Raw genomic sequence first — 15,983 nt, 5'->3', positions numbered from 1 at the left:
GGGTCGTTCGGGGGTCGTTCGGGGGTTGTCCCCACCGTGATCCGGGGTACTGCCCGGATGCCCTCGCTCGTCGCCGGTGCGTAGCGTCGTCCCCATGAGCACACTCTCCCGTCCCCGCAACGGCCGCATCCTCGCCGGTGTCTGCGCCGGCCTCGCCGATCGCTTCGGCTTGTCCCGCACCCTCGTCCGCATCGGCTGGGTGATCCTGAGCCTGTTCCCCGGGCCGCTGTGGATCGCCTACGTCGTCCTGTGGTTCGTGGTGCCGGCGGAGGGCAACACCCGGCGCTGATCCTGGAGGCCGAGTTTCGCGGTGAGCGACAGTTCTCGCGCTCGTGAGCCCGTGATCTGTCGCTCAGCCCGAGACTCGGCGCGGCCAGCCCAAGACCCGGTCCGTCCGGACGGGTTAGTGTGGCGGCGTGCCGGTCTCCGTCTTCGATCTGTTCAGCGTGGGTGTCGGTCCCTCGAGCTCGCACACCGTCGGACCGATGCGGGCCGGCGCCGAGTTCGCGTCCCTGGTCGCCGGGCTGCCCGTCGCCTCCGTCACCGTCGACCTGTACGGCTCACTGGCGTCGACGGGACAGGGCCACGGCACCCTCGGCGCCGTGGTCGCCGGCCTGATGGGGTCCCACCCCGAGACCGTCGACCCGGACGCGATGTCCGCGGCGCTCGACACCCTCGAACGCGACGGCCTGCTCCGGCTCGACGGTGGGGCGACCGTGCCGTTCCGGCTCGCCGACATCGTGCTGCACCCCCTGACCATGCTGCCCCGGCACCCGAACGCCATGCGGCTGCGAGCCCGTGACGGAGCCGGTGCCGACCTGGCCGACGAGACGTACTACTCGATCGGCGGCGGCTTCATCGCTCGCGACGGCGACGGCGACGGCGACGGCGAGGACGGCGGTGCCGTGGACGACGGTGCCGTGGTCGCGGGGGCGGCGATCCCGGTCGACGACCGTGTCCCGTACCCGTTCTCGAGCGGCGCCGAGCTGCTGGCCGCCTGCGCTGCCGCCGGTCTGCCGATCAGCGGAGTGGCGCTCGCCAACGAGTCGGTCACCCGGACCGACGCCGACGTCCGCACCGGACTGCTCGGCATCCACGCCGTCATGGACTCGTGCGTCGAGCGCTCCGTCCGACGGGACGGCTGCCTGCCCGGCGGCCTGGACGTCCGCCGCCGCGCCAGCACCTGGCACGAGCAGCTCACCCGCGAGGACCCCGACCACGACCCGCTGTTCGCCATGGAGTGGGTGAACCTCGTCGCCATGGCGGTGAACGAGGAGAACGCCACCGGTGGCCGGGTCGTCACCGCACCCACCAACGGTGCCGCCGGCATCATCCCCGCGGTCCTGTACTACGCGCTGACGTACGTCCCCGCGATCACCGCCGCCGACCGGGACGACGCCGTGGTGCGGTTCCTGCTCACCGCGGGCGCCATCGGCTCGATCTACAAGGAGCGTGCGTCGATCTCCGGGGCCGAGGTCGGGTGCCAGGGTGAGGTCGGATCCGCTGCCTCGATGGCGGCCGCCGGGCTCGCCGAGGTCCTCGGGGGCACACCGGAACAGGTCGAGAACGCTGCCGAGATCGCCATGGAGCACAACCTCGGCCTGACGTGCGACCCCATCGGCGGCCTGGTGCAGATCCCGTGCATCGAGCGGAACGCGATCGCGGCGAACAAGGCGATCAACGCCGCACGGATGGCCCTGCGCGGGGACGGCGTGCACCACGTGTCACTCGACCAGGTCGTCGAGACGATGCGGCAGACCGGGGCGGACATGTCGTCGAAGTACAAGGAGACCGCGATGGGCGGGCTCGCGGTGAACGTCCCGCTCTGCTGAACGGGCTCCCTGTCGCTGCAGGCGCTGCTCGCGCTGTCGCTGCTTCCGCTCAGCCGTGCAGGAGGGTCAGCAGTCGTGCGGTCTCGGTGGAGATCGCCTCGCGCCCCGCCGACACGTACTTCCGCGGGTCGACCAGATCGGGGCGCTCGTCGAGCACGGTGCGCAAGGCACGGGTGAACAGGCCGTTCAGGTGCGTCGAGATGTTGATCTTCGTCATGCCGGCGCGCACCGCCCCGCGCAGTTCGTCGTCGGACAGCCCCGATGAGCCGTGCAGGACCAACGGGACCGGCACCGCGACATGCAGGCGTTCCACCAGGTCGCGGTCGACCGAGGCTTCGCGGGTCTGCATCGCGTGCGAGGTCCCGACGGCGACGGCCAGGGCGTCCACCCCGGTGTCGGCCACGAACGCGGCGGCATCGGTGGGGTCGGTGCGGACACCCGGAGCGTGCACGCCGTCCTTGCCGCCCACCTCGCCGAGCTCGGCCTCGATGGCGACGCCGGCGGCGTGACACCGGACCGCGAGGTCAAGGGTGGCGGCGACGTTCGCCGCGAAGTCCAGGTGCGAGCCGTCGTACATGACGGAGTCGACGCCCAGGTCGATGCCGGCGGCGACGAGGTCCGGGTCCTCGATGTGGTCGAGGTGGACCAGGACGTCGACGTCGGCGGCCCGGGCGATCGCCTGGGTCGCGGTCGTGATCGGTGCGAGACCGCCGTGGTACCGGACGCAGTTCTCGCTGATCTGCAGGATGACGGGCAGTCCGGCCCGCTCGGCCCCGGTGACGATGGCCTCGGCGTGCTCGAGCAGCACGACGTTGAACGCGCCCACGCCGCGGTGTGCCGTGCGGGCGGTGTCGAGCAGGCCCGTCAGGGCGAGGTCGGTGATCATGCTGGGGTCCTCGTTCGGTCGGGGTGGGTCAGGAAGCGGTGGACGTCGGCGGGGTCGACCTCGCCGGCCACCGGGCGCAGGACGGCGGCGGCGCCGTGGGCGGCGGCGGACCGGAGCGCTCGGAGCAGGGTGTCGTCGGTGAACGGGGCACCGGTGCCCTGCTGGTGACCCGAGCGGACCAGGGCACCGACCAGACCGGCGGTCGCTGCGTCGCCCGCCCCGGTCGGGTTGCCCGAGACGCCGGGCACCGCTGGGACCTCGAGCACGTGGTCCGTGGTGTGGGCGGCGATGCCGTGCGCACCGCGGGAGACCACGACGACGCCCGCACCGCGTTCCAGCAGCCGGAGGGCGGCGGTGCGTTCGTCCGCGGCGCCCGTGGCCTCGAGCAGCTCTTCGCGGTTGGGCTTGCAGACGATGGCACCGGCGCTCGCCGCCGCCAGCAGTGCGGCACCGGAGCAGTCCACGACGCTCAGGACGCCGTGCTCGTGGGCCGTGGCGACCCAGCGCGCGACGACGTCGGGTGCGGCACCGCCGGGCAGCGAACCGGACACCACGAGGCCGGTGGCGTCGGCGCGGCCGAGCAGTCCGTCGACCGCTGCGGCGACGGCGTCCCACTCGGTGCCGGTGAGCACCGGGCCGGGCTCACCGAACATCGTCGGGTGGGCGACGTCGTCGACCACGGTGACGGTCGTGCGGGTCGTGCCGGACACCACGACGTCGGTGTGGCCGAGGCCGAGGTCGTCGAGCGCGTCCGACACCCAGCGGCCGGGCGTCTCCCCGAGGGGCAGGACGGCGTGCGTCGCGACACCCGTCGCCGCCAGGACCCGACCGACGTTCAGGCCCTTGCCACCCGGGTGCCGTGCGACGTCGAGGACCCGCTGGGTCTCGCCGATGCGCTGTTCGGCGACCCGGTACGTGACGTCGACGGCCGGGTTCGGGGTGACGACGACGATCACGAGACCACCGCCGTCCGCAGGGGGTTCCGCACCGCACCGGTGTCGGGGTCGAGCACGAGGAGATCGGCGGGTGCGCCGACCGTGAGCGGCGCCGGCCGACCGAGCAGCCGAGCCGCACGTGTGGCAGAGGCGGCGACGACCTCGGGCACCGCGACCCCGCTCGTCAGCAGCCCACGGACCGCGTCGGCGACGGTGATCGTGCTGCCCGCCAACGACGACCCGTCGGCGAGCATCGCGACACCGCCGCGGACCGAGACCGCGGACCCGGCGATGGTGTGGTCGCCGTCGGGGCAGCCCGTCGCCGACATCGCATCGGACACGAGCACCAGGCGGCCCGGTGCACTCCGCTGGACGAGCCCGATCGTGGTCGGGTCGAGGTGGTGTCCGTCGACGATGCACTCGAGCAGGACGCGGTCGTCGGTCAGGGCGACCCCGACCGGCCCCGGCGTGCGGTGGTGCAGCGGTGGCATGCCGTTGAACAGGTGCGTGACGAGCGTGGCACCGGCGTCGATCGCGCGGCGGGTCTGCTCGGCGGTGGCGTCGGTGTGCCCGATCGCCACGACGACCCCGGCGGCGACGAACCGCGCCACGGTGTCGAGGGCGCCGGGGAGCTCGGGGGCGAGTGTCACGACCCGCAGCGCGCCGTCGGCGGCCGCCAGGTACGCGTCGACCTCGAGCGGGTCCGGCGCGTGGAGCAGGTCCACCCGGTGGGCTCCGCGGCGGGCCGGGGACAACCACGGCCCTTCGAGGTGCAGGCCCGCCAGCGTGCCGTCCGAGGTGAGCGGTCGCAGGCGCGTGAGGGCTGCGACGGTGTCGTCGGGACGCCCGGTCGCGATCGAGGCGACGAGGGTCGTGGTCCCCCGTGACCGGTGGTGCGCGGCCGCCGCTCGGGCGTCCGCTGCGGAACACGTCGCGAAGTCGTGGCCGAGTGCGCCGTGGGCGTGCAGGTCGACGAAGCCCGGCACGACGGTGCCCTCGACGGTGACCGCGGAGTCCGCGCGCGGCGGTGTGCCGGCACCGACCGCGAGCACGGTGGCGTCGTCGCCGAGGACGAGCCACCCGTCGTGCAGGTCGTGGGCGGCGGTCACGATGCGTGGCGCACGGACGAGCGTGGTCACAGCAGCACCCCGTTCTCGAGCACCCGCCGTGCGAGCAGACCTGCGCCGATGGCTCCGGCGGCGTCGCCGTGGGCGGCCGGCAGGATCTCCGGTGCGCGGACCCCGACGAGCCGCTCGGCAACCGCCGCGCGGAGCGGCCCGAACAGCAGTGGGCCGGACTCGGCGAGTCCCCCGCCGACGATGACGGTGTGGCAGCCGGCGACCGCGGTCGTCCAGGCGAGGGCGTCCGCGAGCACGGCGACGCAGTCGTCCCAGACGGCGGTCGCCACGGGGTCGCCGTCGCGCACCCGGAGCATGGCTGCGTGCGCTGATGCCGACCCGGAGCGGCGTGCGACTCCCCCGGCCGATGCGATCTCCTCGACCCGGCGCCCAGCGTGCGGTCCGGACGGGATCAGCACCTGGCCGATCTCCCCCGCCCATCCGCCCCCGGACACGACCTGGCCGTCGAAGACCAGCGCGCTGGCCAGGCCGGTGCCGACGGGTACGAACGCGACCGATCCGCGGGACAGCGCCGTGTCACCGGTGTGGGTCTCGGCGAGGGCACCGGCGCGGACGTCGTGGCCGAAGGCGATCGGAACGTCGACACCGCGTCGGACGAGCTCGGCCCGCACGAGGTCGCGGACCGGCACGTCCCGCCACCCGAGGTTCACCGCGAGGACGACGGTGCCGGCGGCTTCGTCGACGACACCCGGCGTGACGAGCCCGACGGCGTCGAGCCGACCGCGGTCGAGCGCCCGCACTGCAAGGTCGGCGACGGCCACCGCCAGTCGGAGCCCCGACGGATCGTCGCGGGGCGTCGGGACCCGGGTCTCGTCCAGGACGAGTCCGTCGGCGTCGGTCAGCCGGGCCTTGGTGCCCGTGCCGCCGACGTCGACCCCGAGCACCGCGCCTGCGCCCGCCATCAGGTGAGGATGACCGACCGCGTCAGCGAACGGGGGTTGTCCGGGTCCAGCCCACGACCCTCGGCCAGGGCGACGGCGAACCGGTGCACGACGACGAGGCCGGCGATCGGGTCGAGGTCGTGCTGCACGAAGCGCGCACCGGTGGCGGCGACCTCGTCAGCCAGCCCCTGCGGTGCGGCACCGAGCGACCAGACGAGCCGGCCGGGCTGCGCGATGGCGATCGGCCCGTGCCGGTAGTCCATCGCCGGGTAGGACTCGGCCCAGAACTGCGCGGCCTCCCGCGTCTTGAGTGCGGCCTCGAACGTCAGGCCGACGGCGGCACCGCGGCCCACGAAGGAGACCTGCTCGGCGTCGAGCAGGTCGTCGATCGGCAGGGTCAGCGCGATCTCGGCCTGGGCGGCGAGGGCCTCGACGTCGTCGCCGATCGACGCGCGCAGCAGGGCGAGCGCCGTGGTGGCGAACCGCGTCTGCACGACGGAGCGCTCGTCGGCGAAGGGCAGTGCGACCACGTCGTCGGCGACGGCCGCGGCGGGACTGTCCGCGACGGCCGTGATCAGGACGGTGCGCTGCGACGGCAGGGCCTGCAGCAGGTCGACGATCTCGGTCGTGGTGCCCGAGCGGCTGATGGTGAGCACACGGTCGTACTCGCGCGATGCGGGGTACTCGGAGCCGGCGAAGGCGTCGGTGACCCCGAGGCCGGCCTGCTCACGGGCGACGGCGTAGCTCATCGCGATGAACCAGCTCGTGCCGCAGCCGATGACGGCGACGCGTTCACCGGGCTGGGGGAGCGCGTCCGAGAAGGTCGGCAGGAGTGCTGCGGCGGCGCGCCAGGTCTCCGGCTGGGAGGCCAGTTCGGCGCTCACGAAGGTGTCGGTCATGGGAGCCTTCCGGTCCGGTTCGATCCGGGTGATCGATGATCAGGAAGCGTAGCGAGCGATCGTGCGCGATGGAAGACCAAAGCGTCAATTCCGATCACCGAGCAGTCGCGATGGCACCGTAGGATGGCCGTCATGACCCCCCAACAGCGGCTGAACGCCCTGCTCGAACTGGTGAGCGAACGCGGCAACGTGTCGATCGCCGAGATCGGCGAGCTGCTGGGGATCTCGGCCGCCACGGCTCGACGCGACCTCACGACGCTCGCCGACCAGCGGCTCGTCACGCGCACGCACGGCGGAGCCGCGGCGCTCGGGGCCGGCTACGAACTGCCCCTGCAGTACAAGATCGCGCGCCAGGCCGAGGCGAAGACCGCCATCGCCCGTGCCGCCGCGCGACTGGTGCAGCCGGGCGAGACCGTCGGGCTGAACGGTGGGACCACCACGACCGAGGTCGCGCGAGAACTCGGCAAGAGCGAGCGGTTCATCCGTGCCGACGGTGAGTTCGGGATCACCATCGTGACGAACGCGCTCAACGTCGGGTACGAGCTGTCCGTCCGCGCCAACGTCAAGATCGTGGTCACCGGCGGGGTGGCGCGGCGGCAGTCGTACGAGCTCGTCGGCCCGCTCGTCCGCGACACCCTCGACGAGTTCGCGCTCGACCTCGTGGTCCTCGGGGTGGACGGGCTCACCGGGCAGTACGGCGCCACGACCATGCACGAGGGCGAGGCCGAGGTCAGCCGGCACTTCGCCTCGGTCGGCCGACGGGTCATCGTGGTCGCCGACTCGACCAAGATCGAGCGGTCGACGTTCGCCAGGATCTGCCCGTTGGACCGCATCGACGTCCTGGTCACCGACCAGCCCGTCCCGCCGGCCTTCGCAGCCGACCTCGCCAGCGCCGGCGTGGAGCTCGTCGTCGCCGACTGAGCCGACGGACGAGCGCCCGGATCCGGGGCGCGACGTTTCGATCGTGTAAAACCCTCCCGTCGTGGACCCATGAGCGATCCGTGAGCGCCTATTGTGCATTCATGATCGATTCGGCATCATTGGCGTCACAATCACGCAAGGGAGCGAGATGAGCATGGGCGTTGACAACGGGATCCTCCGCGTCGCGGTGATCGGGATGGGCCAGCGGTCCGCCATCGCACGGCACGTCGCCGAAGCGGTCGCCGCGGACCCGGCACTGCGGGCGCAGGTCGTCGCCGTGGCGGACGTCACCGCAGCGGGCCGCGAGCGCGGGCGGGCCGAGTACCCCGATGCGCTGGTGGTCGAGCACCACCGGGACCTCACCGACCAGGTCGACGCCGCGATCGTGACCACCCCGGACTGGACGCACGCCGAGATCGCGATCGACCTGCTCCGCGCGGGCATCGCCGTCTACCTCGAGAAGCCCCTCGCCATCACGGTCGAGGACGCCGACGCGGTCCTCAACGCCGCCGCCGAGACGGGCACCCCGCTCTACGTCGGCCACAACTTCCGCCACGCGGCCGTCGTCCGCCTGATGCGCGAGATCGTCGACCGCGGCGAGATCGGCGAGGTCAAGGCCGTCTGGTGCCGCCACTTCGTCGGCAACGGCGGGGACTACTACTTCAAGGACTGGCACGCCGACCGCGCGAACGTCAACTCCCTGCTCCTGCAGAAGGCCAGCCACGACCTGGACGTCATCCACGCACTCGGCGGCGGGGACACCAGCCGCGTCGTGGGCATGGGGTCGCTGTCGGTCTACGGCGACGTCACCGACCGACGGGACCGCAGCGGCGAGCTGATGGGGGACTGGTTCTCCCACGACAACTGGCCGCCGCTCGCCCAGACCGGGCTGAACCCGGTCGTCGACGTCGAGGACGTCTCGATGGTGATGATGACGCTCGACAACGGCGTGCAGGCCAGCTACGAGCAGTGCCACTTCACCCCGGACTACTGGCGGAACTACACGGTCATCGGCACCGAGGGCCGCCTCGAGAACATCGGCGACACCGGCGGTGGCGTCGTGAAGGTCTGGACGCACCGTCGTGGCTGGGACACCGCGGGGGACCGCGAGTACCCGATCGACGGCGTCGAGGACGGCCACGCCGACGCCGACCTGATCACCATGACCGAGTTCCTGCGGTCCGTCGCCCTCGGCGAACCGACGGAGCTGTCCCCGATCGCGGCGCGCGCCGCGGTCGCCGCCGGTGCCCTGGCGACCCGTTCGCTGCGCACCGGTTCCGTCCCCATCGACGTCCCGCCGCTGCCGGCCGAGACGATCGCGCACTTCAGCCGGCCCGCCACACCCTCCACACGACCCGCTCCGCACCCCACCCACCCCGCCCAGACCGTCGGTTCCTGACGGCCGTGCGAAAGGACCTCCCGATGACCGCACACATCCCCGCCCGAGGAACCGGCGTCCGCCGGATCCTCGTCGGCGCCGTCGCCGCCCTCGGCGCGGCCGCACTCCTCGCCGGGTGCTCCACGTCCTCCGGGGCGTCGAGCTCCGGCGGCGACTACACCGCCGCCGCGAAGGACACCAAGGCGAACCTGACGTACGCCGTCTGGGACGAGAACCAGGTCAAGGCGATCAAGGCCAACCTCAAGGGCTTCAACGAGGAGTACCCGGACATCAAGGTCAGCGTCGACGTCACGCCGTTCGCCAACTACTGGACGAAGCTGCAGACCCAGGGCTCGAGCAACACGCTGCCCGACCTGTTCTGGATGAACGGCCCCAACTTCCAGCTGTACGCGGCCAACGGCAAGCTCGCGCCGATCACCGGCGAGGTCAAGGCCGGCGACATCGACCCCGCGAAGTACTCGAGCGCGCTGAACGACCTGTACACGTACGACGACACCCAGTACGGCGTGCCGAAGGACTTCGACACCATCGGCGTCTGGGTCAACAAGGCCCTGTTCGAGAAGGCCGGCATGGACCTGCCGTCGAAGGACTGGACCTGGGACGACTTCCAGAAGACCGGCGCCGAGCTCAGCAAGAAGCTCGAGGCCGACGGCGCGTACGGCGCGGCTGGCGGCATGGACGGCCAGACGACCTACTACGACACGATCTTCCAGGCCGGGGGATCGGTCGTGAACGCGGACGGCACGAAGTCCGAGTACGCCTCGAAGGCATCGGAAGCGGGCCTGCAGTTCTGGACCGACCTGATCGACTCGGGCGCTTCGCCGTCGATGAAGCAGCTCACCGACACCACCGCCGACCAGTGGTTCACGTCGGGCAAGCTCGCGATGTACCAGGGCGGCAGCTGGTTCCGCTCGGCCCTGACCGGCACCGCGATGGAGAAGGACATCGCCGTGTTCCCCCTGCCGAAGGGCAAGGAGCAGGCGACCGTCATCCACGGTGTCTCGAACGTCGTGTCCGAGGCGAGCAAGAACAAGGCCGCGGCGCAGGCGCTCCAGGTCTACCTCGCCGGCAAGACCGCCCAGCAGCAGCAGGGCGACATGGGCGCCGTCATCCCCGCCTACGAGGGCACGCAGTCCGCCTTCACGAAGACGATGCCGGACGCCGACCTGCAGGTGTTCCTCGACGCCGTCGACTACGCCAAGCCCCTGCCGGTGTCGAAGAACACCGCCGCGTGGAACACCCTCGAGACCAACCTCCTGCCGAACGCCTTCGACGGTTCGACCCCGGTCGAGGACGTCGCGAAGCAGCTCGCGCAGAAGATGGACGCCGCCCTCGTCAAGGAACAGTGAGTCCCGAGCCGATGACGATCAACACCGAGCGGCCGCAGGCCGCCTCCACCCCCGCCCGGACGACGCGTTCGTCCGGGCGGGGCGCCCCCGGCCCGACGGCCGGCGGCAAGCGCGCCGCCCGACGGACCGACGGCTGGTGGCCGTGGCTGTTCGTCCTGCCGCTGCTCATCGGCGTCGGCACGTTCTACATCTGGCCGATCATCCAGACGTTCGGGTACTCCTTCACCAGCTGGGGCGTGTTCGGCGGTGCGACGTTCAGCGGCGTCGCGAACTACGTCCGGCTCGCCGGTGACCCGCAGCTGTACCAGTCGCTGCTCAACACGATCGTCTACACGGTCATCGTGCTGGCCGGCATCCCGATCGCGGTGTGGCTCGCCAGCCTGCTGAACACCCCGGGCCTGCGGTTCGCGCAGTTCTACCGGGTGCTCTTCTTCCTGCCCTACGTCGCCATGCCGGCCGCGATCGCCCTCGTCTGGCGGATCATGTTCAACGGCGACTACGGCATCGTGAACTGGTTCATCGGACTGTTCGGCATCGACGGTCCGTACTGGATCTCGACGCCCGGGTTCGCGCTCGTCGCGGTGAGCTTCGTCGGCCTGTGGTCGTCCCTCGGGTTCTCGATGATCATCCTCGGCGCAGGCCTCAAGGACATCCCACCGGAGCTGTACGAGGCGGCCGAGCTCGACGGCGCGAGCCGCTGGCGGCAGTTCCGCTCCGTCACGGTCCCGCTGCTCAGCCCGAGCATCTTCTTCGTGGTCATCGTCACGACGATCTCGAGCTTCCAGCTGTTCGACCTGCTCTACGCCATCCTCGGCAGCACCAACCCGGTGATCCCGAAGACGATGTCGCTCGTCTTCTACTTCTACAGCGCCGGGTTCATCGACAACGACAAGGGCTTCGCGGCCGCGATCGCCATGGTGATCTTCCTGCTCATCGGCATCGTCACGCTCGTGCAGTTCCGTGTCCAACGGAAGTGGGTGCAGGCATGACCGCAACCGTCACACCGCCACGGGCAGCACGTCGGCCCGGTCGTCGCGGCGGCAGTCACTGGTGGATCCACGTCGTCCTCGGCGTCGGCGGCTTCGCGATGGCGTTCCCGTTCGTCTGGCAGATCATCATGTCGCTGTCCACGAACGCCCAGGTGCAGTCCGTCACCCCGACGTTCTGGCCGGGGGAGCTGCAGTGGCAGAACTACGCGCAGGTGTTCGAGCGTCTGCCGTTCCTCAGCCAGCTCGGCACGTCCGTGTACGTCACGATCATCCGCACCCTCGCGCAGATCGTGCTCTGCACGCTCGCCGGCTACGCCTTCGCCCGCATGCGGTTCCGCGGCCGGGCGATCCTGCTCGCGATCGTGCTGTCGATCCTGCTCGTGCCGTCGCAGGTCTACCTGATCTCGCAGTACCAGATCGTGCAGGGGCTCGGATGGCTCGACACCCTGATGGGGATCGTCGCGCCGGGCCTGTTCAGCGCGTTCGGCACCTTCCTGATGCGGACGGCGTTCCTGAACATGCCGCCCGAGCTCGAAGAGGCTGCGCGCATGGACGGCGCGAACCCGTTCCAGACGTTCTGGCGGATCATGCTGCCGCTCGCCCGTCCCTCGATCAGCGTGCTCGCGATCACGACGGTGCTGTGGTCGTGGAACGAGCTGCTCTGGCCGCTCGTCGTCTCGACTCATGCCGAGGACATGCCCCTCGCCGCAGGACTCGCGACGCTGTCGAGCGACCGGACGATCGACTACCCGGTGCTCATGGCCGCGAGCCTGATGGCCATGGCCCCGGTGCTCATCATGTTCATCGTCCTGCAGCGGCGGGTGATGGACGGGCTCGCCTCGTCCGGTCTGAAGTGACCGCCGACACCCCCGGCCAGGAGGCCCGTCCCGCGTCCGTCGCGGTCCTCGCCGCCGCCGTGGGGTCGCCGGACGACTCCGCCACGGTGGCGGCCGCACTGGCCGCCACCGTGGCCGACGCGGAGCCCGCCCAGCGGGACGCCCTGCTGGTCGCCGCGCTCCGCGCGGCCGTGCCCGGCAACGCCGCGGCGCTCGAGGCGCGGGGGCTCCCGCGCAGCCTCGCCGAGGCGTCCGTGGCGGACGTCGACCGCAAACTCGACCGGTACGGTCTGCGTGGCACGGGGGCGGACTGGCTCGTCGCGGTGGCGACCGGTCGCGTGGTGGCCGTGGGGCGCCTCCAGTACGAACTCGGCGACCACCTGCCCGACGGCCAGCCGGCCTGGGGCGTCCACGTCCCGGAGACCGGGCCGCTCGATCCGGACACCTGCGACCGGTCCTTCGCCCGCGCGCCGGAGGTCCTGCGCGCCCTCGTACCGGCGCTCGCCGCCGACCGGTGGCAGTGCCGCTCGTGGATCCTCGATCCCGGTCTGGCCACGGTGCTCGGTCCCGACGCGAACCTGGTGCGCTTCGCCCGACGGTTCCGGCTCGCGCCACCTGGCCCGCACGACGGCGCCGAGGGTGACGAGGGCGTGGCGAAGTTCGTGTTCGGTGTGCCGCTGACCACGGCTCGGGCCTCGAACGCGTCCGGTCGCCTGCCCCGTGCGGTGCTCGACCGGTGGGCGGCGGGCGCGCACTGGACCGAACGGACCGGCACCGCACCCGTCGTCTGATCGCGCGCAGCAGTCAGCGCGTACCGTGCAGCGCATGACGAAGCCCGACCACGACCACCTCGACGACGGCGTGGACATGACGTTCGAGGAACGACGCCAGGACACCTTCCGACGCATGTCCGGGTCCGACGCGCACGACGCCGACCCCCGGGTCGAGGTGTCCCGGGCCGAGGACGGCGACGTCCGCATCGACGTGGCCGACACCGCAGCCGTGCGCCCCGGCGGTCCGAAGCGCGCCTGAACCGTCACCCCGTCAGCCGGTGACGGTGGGGCACGGCATGATCGTTCCGTGCACCTCGTCCTCCGCCGCGTCGACGGCGGCGTCCTCGCGACGCCCCTGACCGACTCGGGGACCGCTGACGGTGAGCCGATGCGCGTGGACGAGTCGGGCCTGCCGGCCTTCGTCGCGGCGCACGATGCCTCGGGCGTGCGCTGGGTGTGGGACGACACCGCGCGCTGGTACCCGGCCGTGCTCGGCGCCGGCGGACGCGTGGGGCGCTGCGTCGACCTGCGGTTGTGCCGACGGATCCTCCGCGCAGCGCTGGCCGCGCGTGGCTCCGCACTCGCGGCGGCACCGGCGGACGCGCTCGACGCTCCGGTGGCGGAGGCCCGGGTCGTCCGGCCGACGCAGGCCCAGCTCTTCGACGACGCCCTGTTCACCGCGTCGGTGCCGGACGACGACGTCGACCCGGTCGCCGAGTTCCGGGCCCAGCTCGCGGCGGTCGCGGGGTCGACGTCGCCCGGTGCCCTCCGCCTGCTGACGACGGCCGAGTCCGCCGGAGCCCTCGTCGCAGCGGAGATGCTGCACGCGGGGCTGCCGTGGCGTGCCGACGTGCACGAGCGACTGCTCGAGGAGACGCTCGGACCGCGCGTCCCGTACGGCGTGCGGCCGCGCCGGCTCGAGGAGATCGCCACCGTCGTCCGCGAGCGCCTCGACGACCCGACGCTCAACCCGGACTCGCCGGCCGACGTCCTGCGGTCGTTGCGCCGTGCCGGGCTCATGGTGACGAGCACCCGCAAGTGGGAGCTGCAGGAGATCGAGCACCCCGTCATCGAACCGCTGCTCGAGTACAAGCGACTCGCGCGGCTCCTGACGGCGAACGGTTGGACGTGGCTCGACGACTGGGTGCGCGACGGCCGGTTCCACCCGAAGTACGTGGTCGGCGGCGTCGTCACCGGGCGCTGGGCAGCCGACGGCGGGGGAGCGATGCAGCTGCCGAAGGGCATCCGCGGGGCCGTCATCGCCGACCCGGGCTGGAAGCTCGTCGTGGCCGACGCTGCGCAGCTGGAACCGCGCGTGCTCGCCGCGATGGCCGGCGACCGGGCGATGGCCTCCGCGGGCGACGGACGCGACCTGTACGACGGCGTCGTGGCCTCGGGCGCAGTCGAGACCCGGCAGCAGGCGAAGGTGGCCATGCTGGGCGCGATGTACGGCGCCACTCAGGGCGAGGGTGGTCGGCTCGTCCCGCGCCTGGTGCGGGCGTTCCCGCGTGCGCTCGACCTGGTCGAACGCGCCGCACGCGCGGGGGAGCGGGGCGAAGCCGTCACGACGTTGCTCGGTCGGACGTCACCCGTTCCGGAGTCGTCGTGGTTCGAGGCCAGGAACCAGGCCTACACGGTCGAGGGGACGCCGGCGATGCAGCGTGCCGTCGAGTCCCGGGCGCGGAGCTGGGGGAGGTTCACCCGGAACTTCGTGGTGCAGGGGACCGCGGCCGAGTGGGCGCTCGCGTGGATGGGGTCGTTGCGCTCCCGGCTCACCGCTCGGTTCCCCGGGGCGGTTACGGACGGGCCGCACCTGGTGTTCTTCGTGCACGACGAGATCGTGGTGCACGCGCCGGAGGAGCACGCCGAGTGGGTGGCGACGCAGATCCGCGAGGCCGCGGTCGACGCCGGTCGGCTGTTGTTCCAGGACTTCCCGGTGACGTTCCCGCTGTCGGTCGCGGTGGTGGGGGCGTACTCCGAGGCGAAGGACTGACCGGTACCTGGTTGCATGGTGTCGTGACGACTCCGTACCGAAGGTCAGACCACCGGGGTGCCGCCGTACTGCTCACGGTGCTGGTGGTGGTCTGCTGGGTGGCCACGATCGCGTTGCCGATCGTCGCCCTGTCGTTGATGCTCCACGTCGAGGCGCCGGCGGAGCGGGCCGTCCCGATCGTCATCGCGTGGTTCATGACCCCGTTCATGACCGCGGTCGGTGTGACCATCGGGCTCGTCATCCTCCAGCGGTCTCGCCGGGCGAGCAGGCAGTAGTCGCGGCCTCGGCGGTTCCCGGGCGCTTCGGGCAGGCTGGACGGATGGACACCGAACGCGGGGACGCCGCCGACCGCACCGTCGGCGAGGTCGACCTCACCCGCTGGCGCACCCGCGCGGGCCGGGCGACCGCGCAGGGGTGGACCACGCTCGGCCACCGGTACGGCGCGATGCCGCTCCTGCTGCTCACGCTGGCCGTCGGGATCGGCATCGCCGTCGTCGCGACCTGGCTCGCCTCCGAGGTCTACGACGCCGTCCGCGAAGCCGACGACGTCGCCGTGCTCGACCGCCCGGTGCTCGACTGGGCACTCACCCTCCGGTCGCCCGTGGGGGATCGCCTGGTCACGTGGTGGACCGACATCGCGGGCACGATCGGCATGCCCATCGTCGCCCTCGGGTTCCTGGTCGGGTTCACCATCCAGCGTCGGGCGTGGACCCCGTTGGTGCTGCTCGTCGCGGCGAGTGGCGGCTCGCTGCTGATGACGATCGCGGGCAAGGACCTCATCGGTCGAGCGCGTCCGCCGCTCTCCGACGCGGTGCCGCCGTACGAGCACTCGCCGTCGTTCCCGTCCGGCCACACCCTCAACGCGACGGTGATCGTGGGCACGATCGTGTACCTGTTGCTCCTGCGGCAGTCGCGGGTCGTCACGCGGGTGTGGACGATCGTCGTCGGGACCCTGTTCGTGCTGTCGGTCGGGGCCTCGCGGGTGTTCCTCGGGCACCACTGGCTCACCGATGTCCTCGCGGCGTGGGCGCTGGGGCTCGCCTGGCTCGCCCTCGTGATCACGGCGCACCGGCTGTACCTGACGGCGCTCCGCCACGGCGCCGAGCCCACCCCGGACGGCGACATCGTCAAGAAGACTTGAACCGACGCGT

Annotated in this window: 17 protein-coding genes; 12 read left to right on the top strand and 5 right to left on the bottom strand. The window is 72.0% G+C overall.

The genetic code is table 11. The annotated features are described in order from the left end of the window. Positions 1–94: 94 nt before the first annotated feature. Positions 95–289 (top strand): PspC domain-containing protein, encoded by a 195-nt coding sequence (locus EDF51_RS07775; protein ID WP_111083567.1) that lies wholly within the window; start codon positions 95–97, stop codon positions 287–289. 127 nt (positions 290–416) lie between these two features. Further along, positions 417–1,832: an L-serine ammonia-lyase gene (locus EDF51_RS07770; RefSeq protein ID WP_134194452.1), complete on the top strand. Its 1,416-nt coding sequence runs from the start codon at positions 417–419 to the stop codon at positions 1,830–1,832. 49 nt (positions 1,833–1,881) lie between these two features. Here EDF51_RS07770 and EDF51_RS07765 read toward each other — a convergent pair whose 3' ends face one another. Genes EDF51_RS07765 through EDF51_RS07745 form a run of 5 tightly spaced genes read right to left on the bottom strand, consistent with a single transcriptional unit; the run spans position 1,882 to position 6,572 of the window. After that, a complete protein-coding gene (locus EDF51_RS07765; protein ID WP_134194450.1) occupies positions 1,882–2,718 on the bottom strand; it encodes a class II fructose-bisphosphate aldolase in 837 nt (278 codons plus the stop codon). After that, positions 2,715–3,674: a PfkB family carbohydrate kinase gene (locus tag EDF51_RS07760; protein WP_131845885.1), complete on the bottom strand. Its 960-nt coding sequence runs from the start codon at positions 3,672–3,674 to the stop codon at positions 2,715–2,717. Before EDF51_RS07760 ends, EDF51_RS07765 begins: the two co-directional genes overlap by 4 nt. Beyond that, positions 3,671–4,792, bottom strand: coding sequence for an N-acetylglucosamine-6-phosphate deacetylase (nagA, locus tag EDF51_RS07755; RefSeq protein WP_123293028.1), 1,122 nt, complete (start codon positions 4,790–4,792; stop codon positions 3,671–3,673). The genes EDF51_RS07760 and nagA overlap by 4 nt, the downstream gene beginning before the upstream one ends. After that, positions 4,789–5,694 carry an ROK family protein gene (locus EDF51_RS07750; protein WP_134194448.1) on the bottom strand — a complete coding sequence of 302 codons (906 nt, stop codon included), beginning with the start codon at positions 5,692–5,694 and terminating at the stop codon, positions 4,789–4,791. The genes nagA and EDF51_RS07750 overlap by 4 nt, the downstream gene beginning before the upstream one ends. Further along, the gene (locus EDF51_RS07745) at positions 5,694–6,572 is read right to left on the bottom strand and encodes an SIS domain-containing protein (protein WP_123293030.1); all 879 of its coding nucleotides are present in this window, start codon (positions 6,570–6,572) and stop codon (positions 5,694–5,696) included. Before EDF51_RS07745 ends, EDF51_RS07750 begins: the two co-directional genes overlap by 1 nt. A 132-nt stretch (positions 6,573–6,704) precedes the next feature. Between EDF51_RS07745 and EDF51_RS07740 the strand changes: the two genes are divergently transcribed. The 10 genes from EDF51_RS07740 (at position 6,705) to EDF51_RS07695 (ending at position 15,973) form a co-directional block, all read left to right on the top strand. After that, entirely contained in the window at positions 6,705–7,493 is a 789-nt protein-coding gene (locus tag EDF51_RS07740) for a DeoR/GlpR family DNA-binding transcription regulator (protein WP_165901013.1), read from the top strand. A gap of 148 nt (positions 7,494–7,641) precedes the next feature. Continuing rightward, entirely contained in the window at positions 7,642–8,892 is a 1,251-nt protein-coding gene (locus tag EDF51_RS07735) for a Gfo/Idh/MocA family oxidoreductase (RefSeq protein WP_134194446.1), read from the top strand. Between the two features lie 23 nt (positions 8,893–8,915). Further along, positions 8,916–10,241 (top strand): sugar ABC transporter substrate-binding protein, encoded by a 1,326-nt coding sequence (locus EDF51_RS07730; RefSeq protein ID WP_134194444.1) that lies wholly within the window; start codon positions 8,916–8,918, stop codon positions 10,239–10,241. A gap of 11 nt (positions 10,242–10,252) precedes the next feature. Next, positions 10,253–11,230, top strand: coding sequence for a sugar ABC transporter permease (locus tag EDF51_RS07725; RefSeq protein ID WP_134194442.1), 978 nt, complete (start codon positions 10,253–10,255; stop codon positions 11,228–11,230). Then, a complete protein-coding gene (locus EDF51_RS07720) occupies positions 11,227–12,087 on the top strand; it encodes a carbohydrate ABC transporter permease (protein ID WP_166673510.1) in 861 nt (286 codons plus the stop codon). The genes EDF51_RS07725 and EDF51_RS07720 overlap by 4 nt, the downstream gene beginning before the upstream one ends. Then, positions 12,084–12,857: a hypothetical protein gene (locus EDF51_RS07715; protein ID WP_134194440.1), complete on the top strand. Its 774-nt coding sequence runs from the start codon at positions 12,084–12,086 to the stop codon at positions 12,855–12,857. Before EDF51_RS07720 ends, EDF51_RS07715 begins: the two co-directional genes overlap by 4 nt. Positions 12,858–12,891: 34 nt before the next feature. After that, complete coding sequence (locus EDF51_RS07710; RefSeq protein ID WP_111083557.1) at positions 12,892–13,098, top strand: hypothetical protein; 207 nt, start codon at positions 12,892–12,894, stop codon at positions 13,096–13,098. A 48-nt stretch (positions 13,099–13,146) separates the two neighbouring features. Next, a complete protein-coding gene (locus EDF51_RS07705) occupies positions 13,147–14,832 on the top strand; it encodes a bifunctional 3'-5' exonuclease/DNA polymerase (protein ID WP_134194438.1) in 1,686 nt (561 codons plus the stop codon). A gap of 23 nt (positions 14,833–14,855) precedes the next feature. After that, the gene (locus tag EDF51_RS07700) at positions 14,856–15,107 is read left to right on the top strand and encodes a hypothetical protein (protein WP_131877760.1); all 252 of its coding nucleotides are present in this window, start codon (positions 14,856–14,858) and stop codon (positions 15,105–15,107) included. Between the two features lie 44 nt (positions 15,108–15,151). Next, positions 15,152–15,973 (top strand): phosphatase PAP2 family protein, encoded by an 822-nt coding sequence (locus EDF51_RS07695; protein WP_131877758.1) that lies wholly within the window; start codon positions 15,152–15,154, stop codon positions 15,971–15,973. Positions 15,974–15,983: the final 10 nt, after the last annotated feature.

The organism is Curtobacterium sp. PhB25 (genome assembly GCF_004365375.1).
Lineage (GTDB): Bacteria > Actinomycetota > Actinomycetes > Actinomycetales > Microbacteriaceae > Curtobacterium.
The sequence above is the reverse complement of the archived record's forward strand: the minus strand, read 5'-3'. Positions and strand labels throughout refer to the sequence as shown.

Coding starts and splice junctions, on each gene's coding strand:
- EDF51_RS07725 (WP_134194442.1), top strand. CDS start 10,253: ATGACGATCAACACCGAGCGGCCGCAGGCCGCCTCCACCCCCGCCCGG.
- EDF51_RS07730 (WP_134194444.1), top strand. CDS start 8,916: ATGACCGCACACATCCCCGCCCGAGGAACCGGCGTCCGCCGGATCCTC.
- EDF51_RS07720 (WP_166673510.1), top strand. CDS start 11,227: ATGACCGCAACCGTCACACCGCCACGGGCAGCACGTCGGCCCGGTCGT.
- EDF51_RS07775 (WP_111083567.1), top strand. CDS start 95: ATGAGCACACTCTCCCGTCCCCGCAACGGCCGCATCCTCGCCGGTGTC.
- EDF51_RS07765 (WP_134194450.1), bottom strand. CDS start 2,718: ATGATCACCGACCTCGCCCTGACGGGCCTGCTCGACACCGCCCGCACG.
- EDF51_RS07750 (WP_134194448.1), bottom strand. CDS start 5,694: ATGGCGGGCGCAGGCGCGGTGCTCGGGGTCGACGTCGGCGGCACGGGC.
- EDF51_RS07735 (WP_134194446.1), top strand. CDS start 7,642: ATGAGCATGGGCGTTGACAACGGGATCCTCCGCGTCGCGGTGATCGGG.
- EDF51_RS07745 (WP_123293030.1), bottom strand. CDS start 6,572: ATGACCGACACCTTCGTGAGCGCCGAACTGGCCTCCCAGCCGGAGACC.
- EDF51_RS07740 (WP_165901013.1), top strand. CDS start 6,705: ATGACCCCCCAACAGCGGCTGAACGCCCTGCTCGAACTGGTGAGCGAA.
- EDF51_RS07710 (WP_111083557.1), top strand. CDS start 12,892: ATGACGAAGCCCGACCACGACCACCTCGACGACGGCGTGGACATGACG.
- EDF51_RS07695 (WP_131877758.1), top strand. CDS start 15,152: ATGGACACCGAACGCGGGGACGCCGCCGACCGCACCGTCGGCGAGGTC.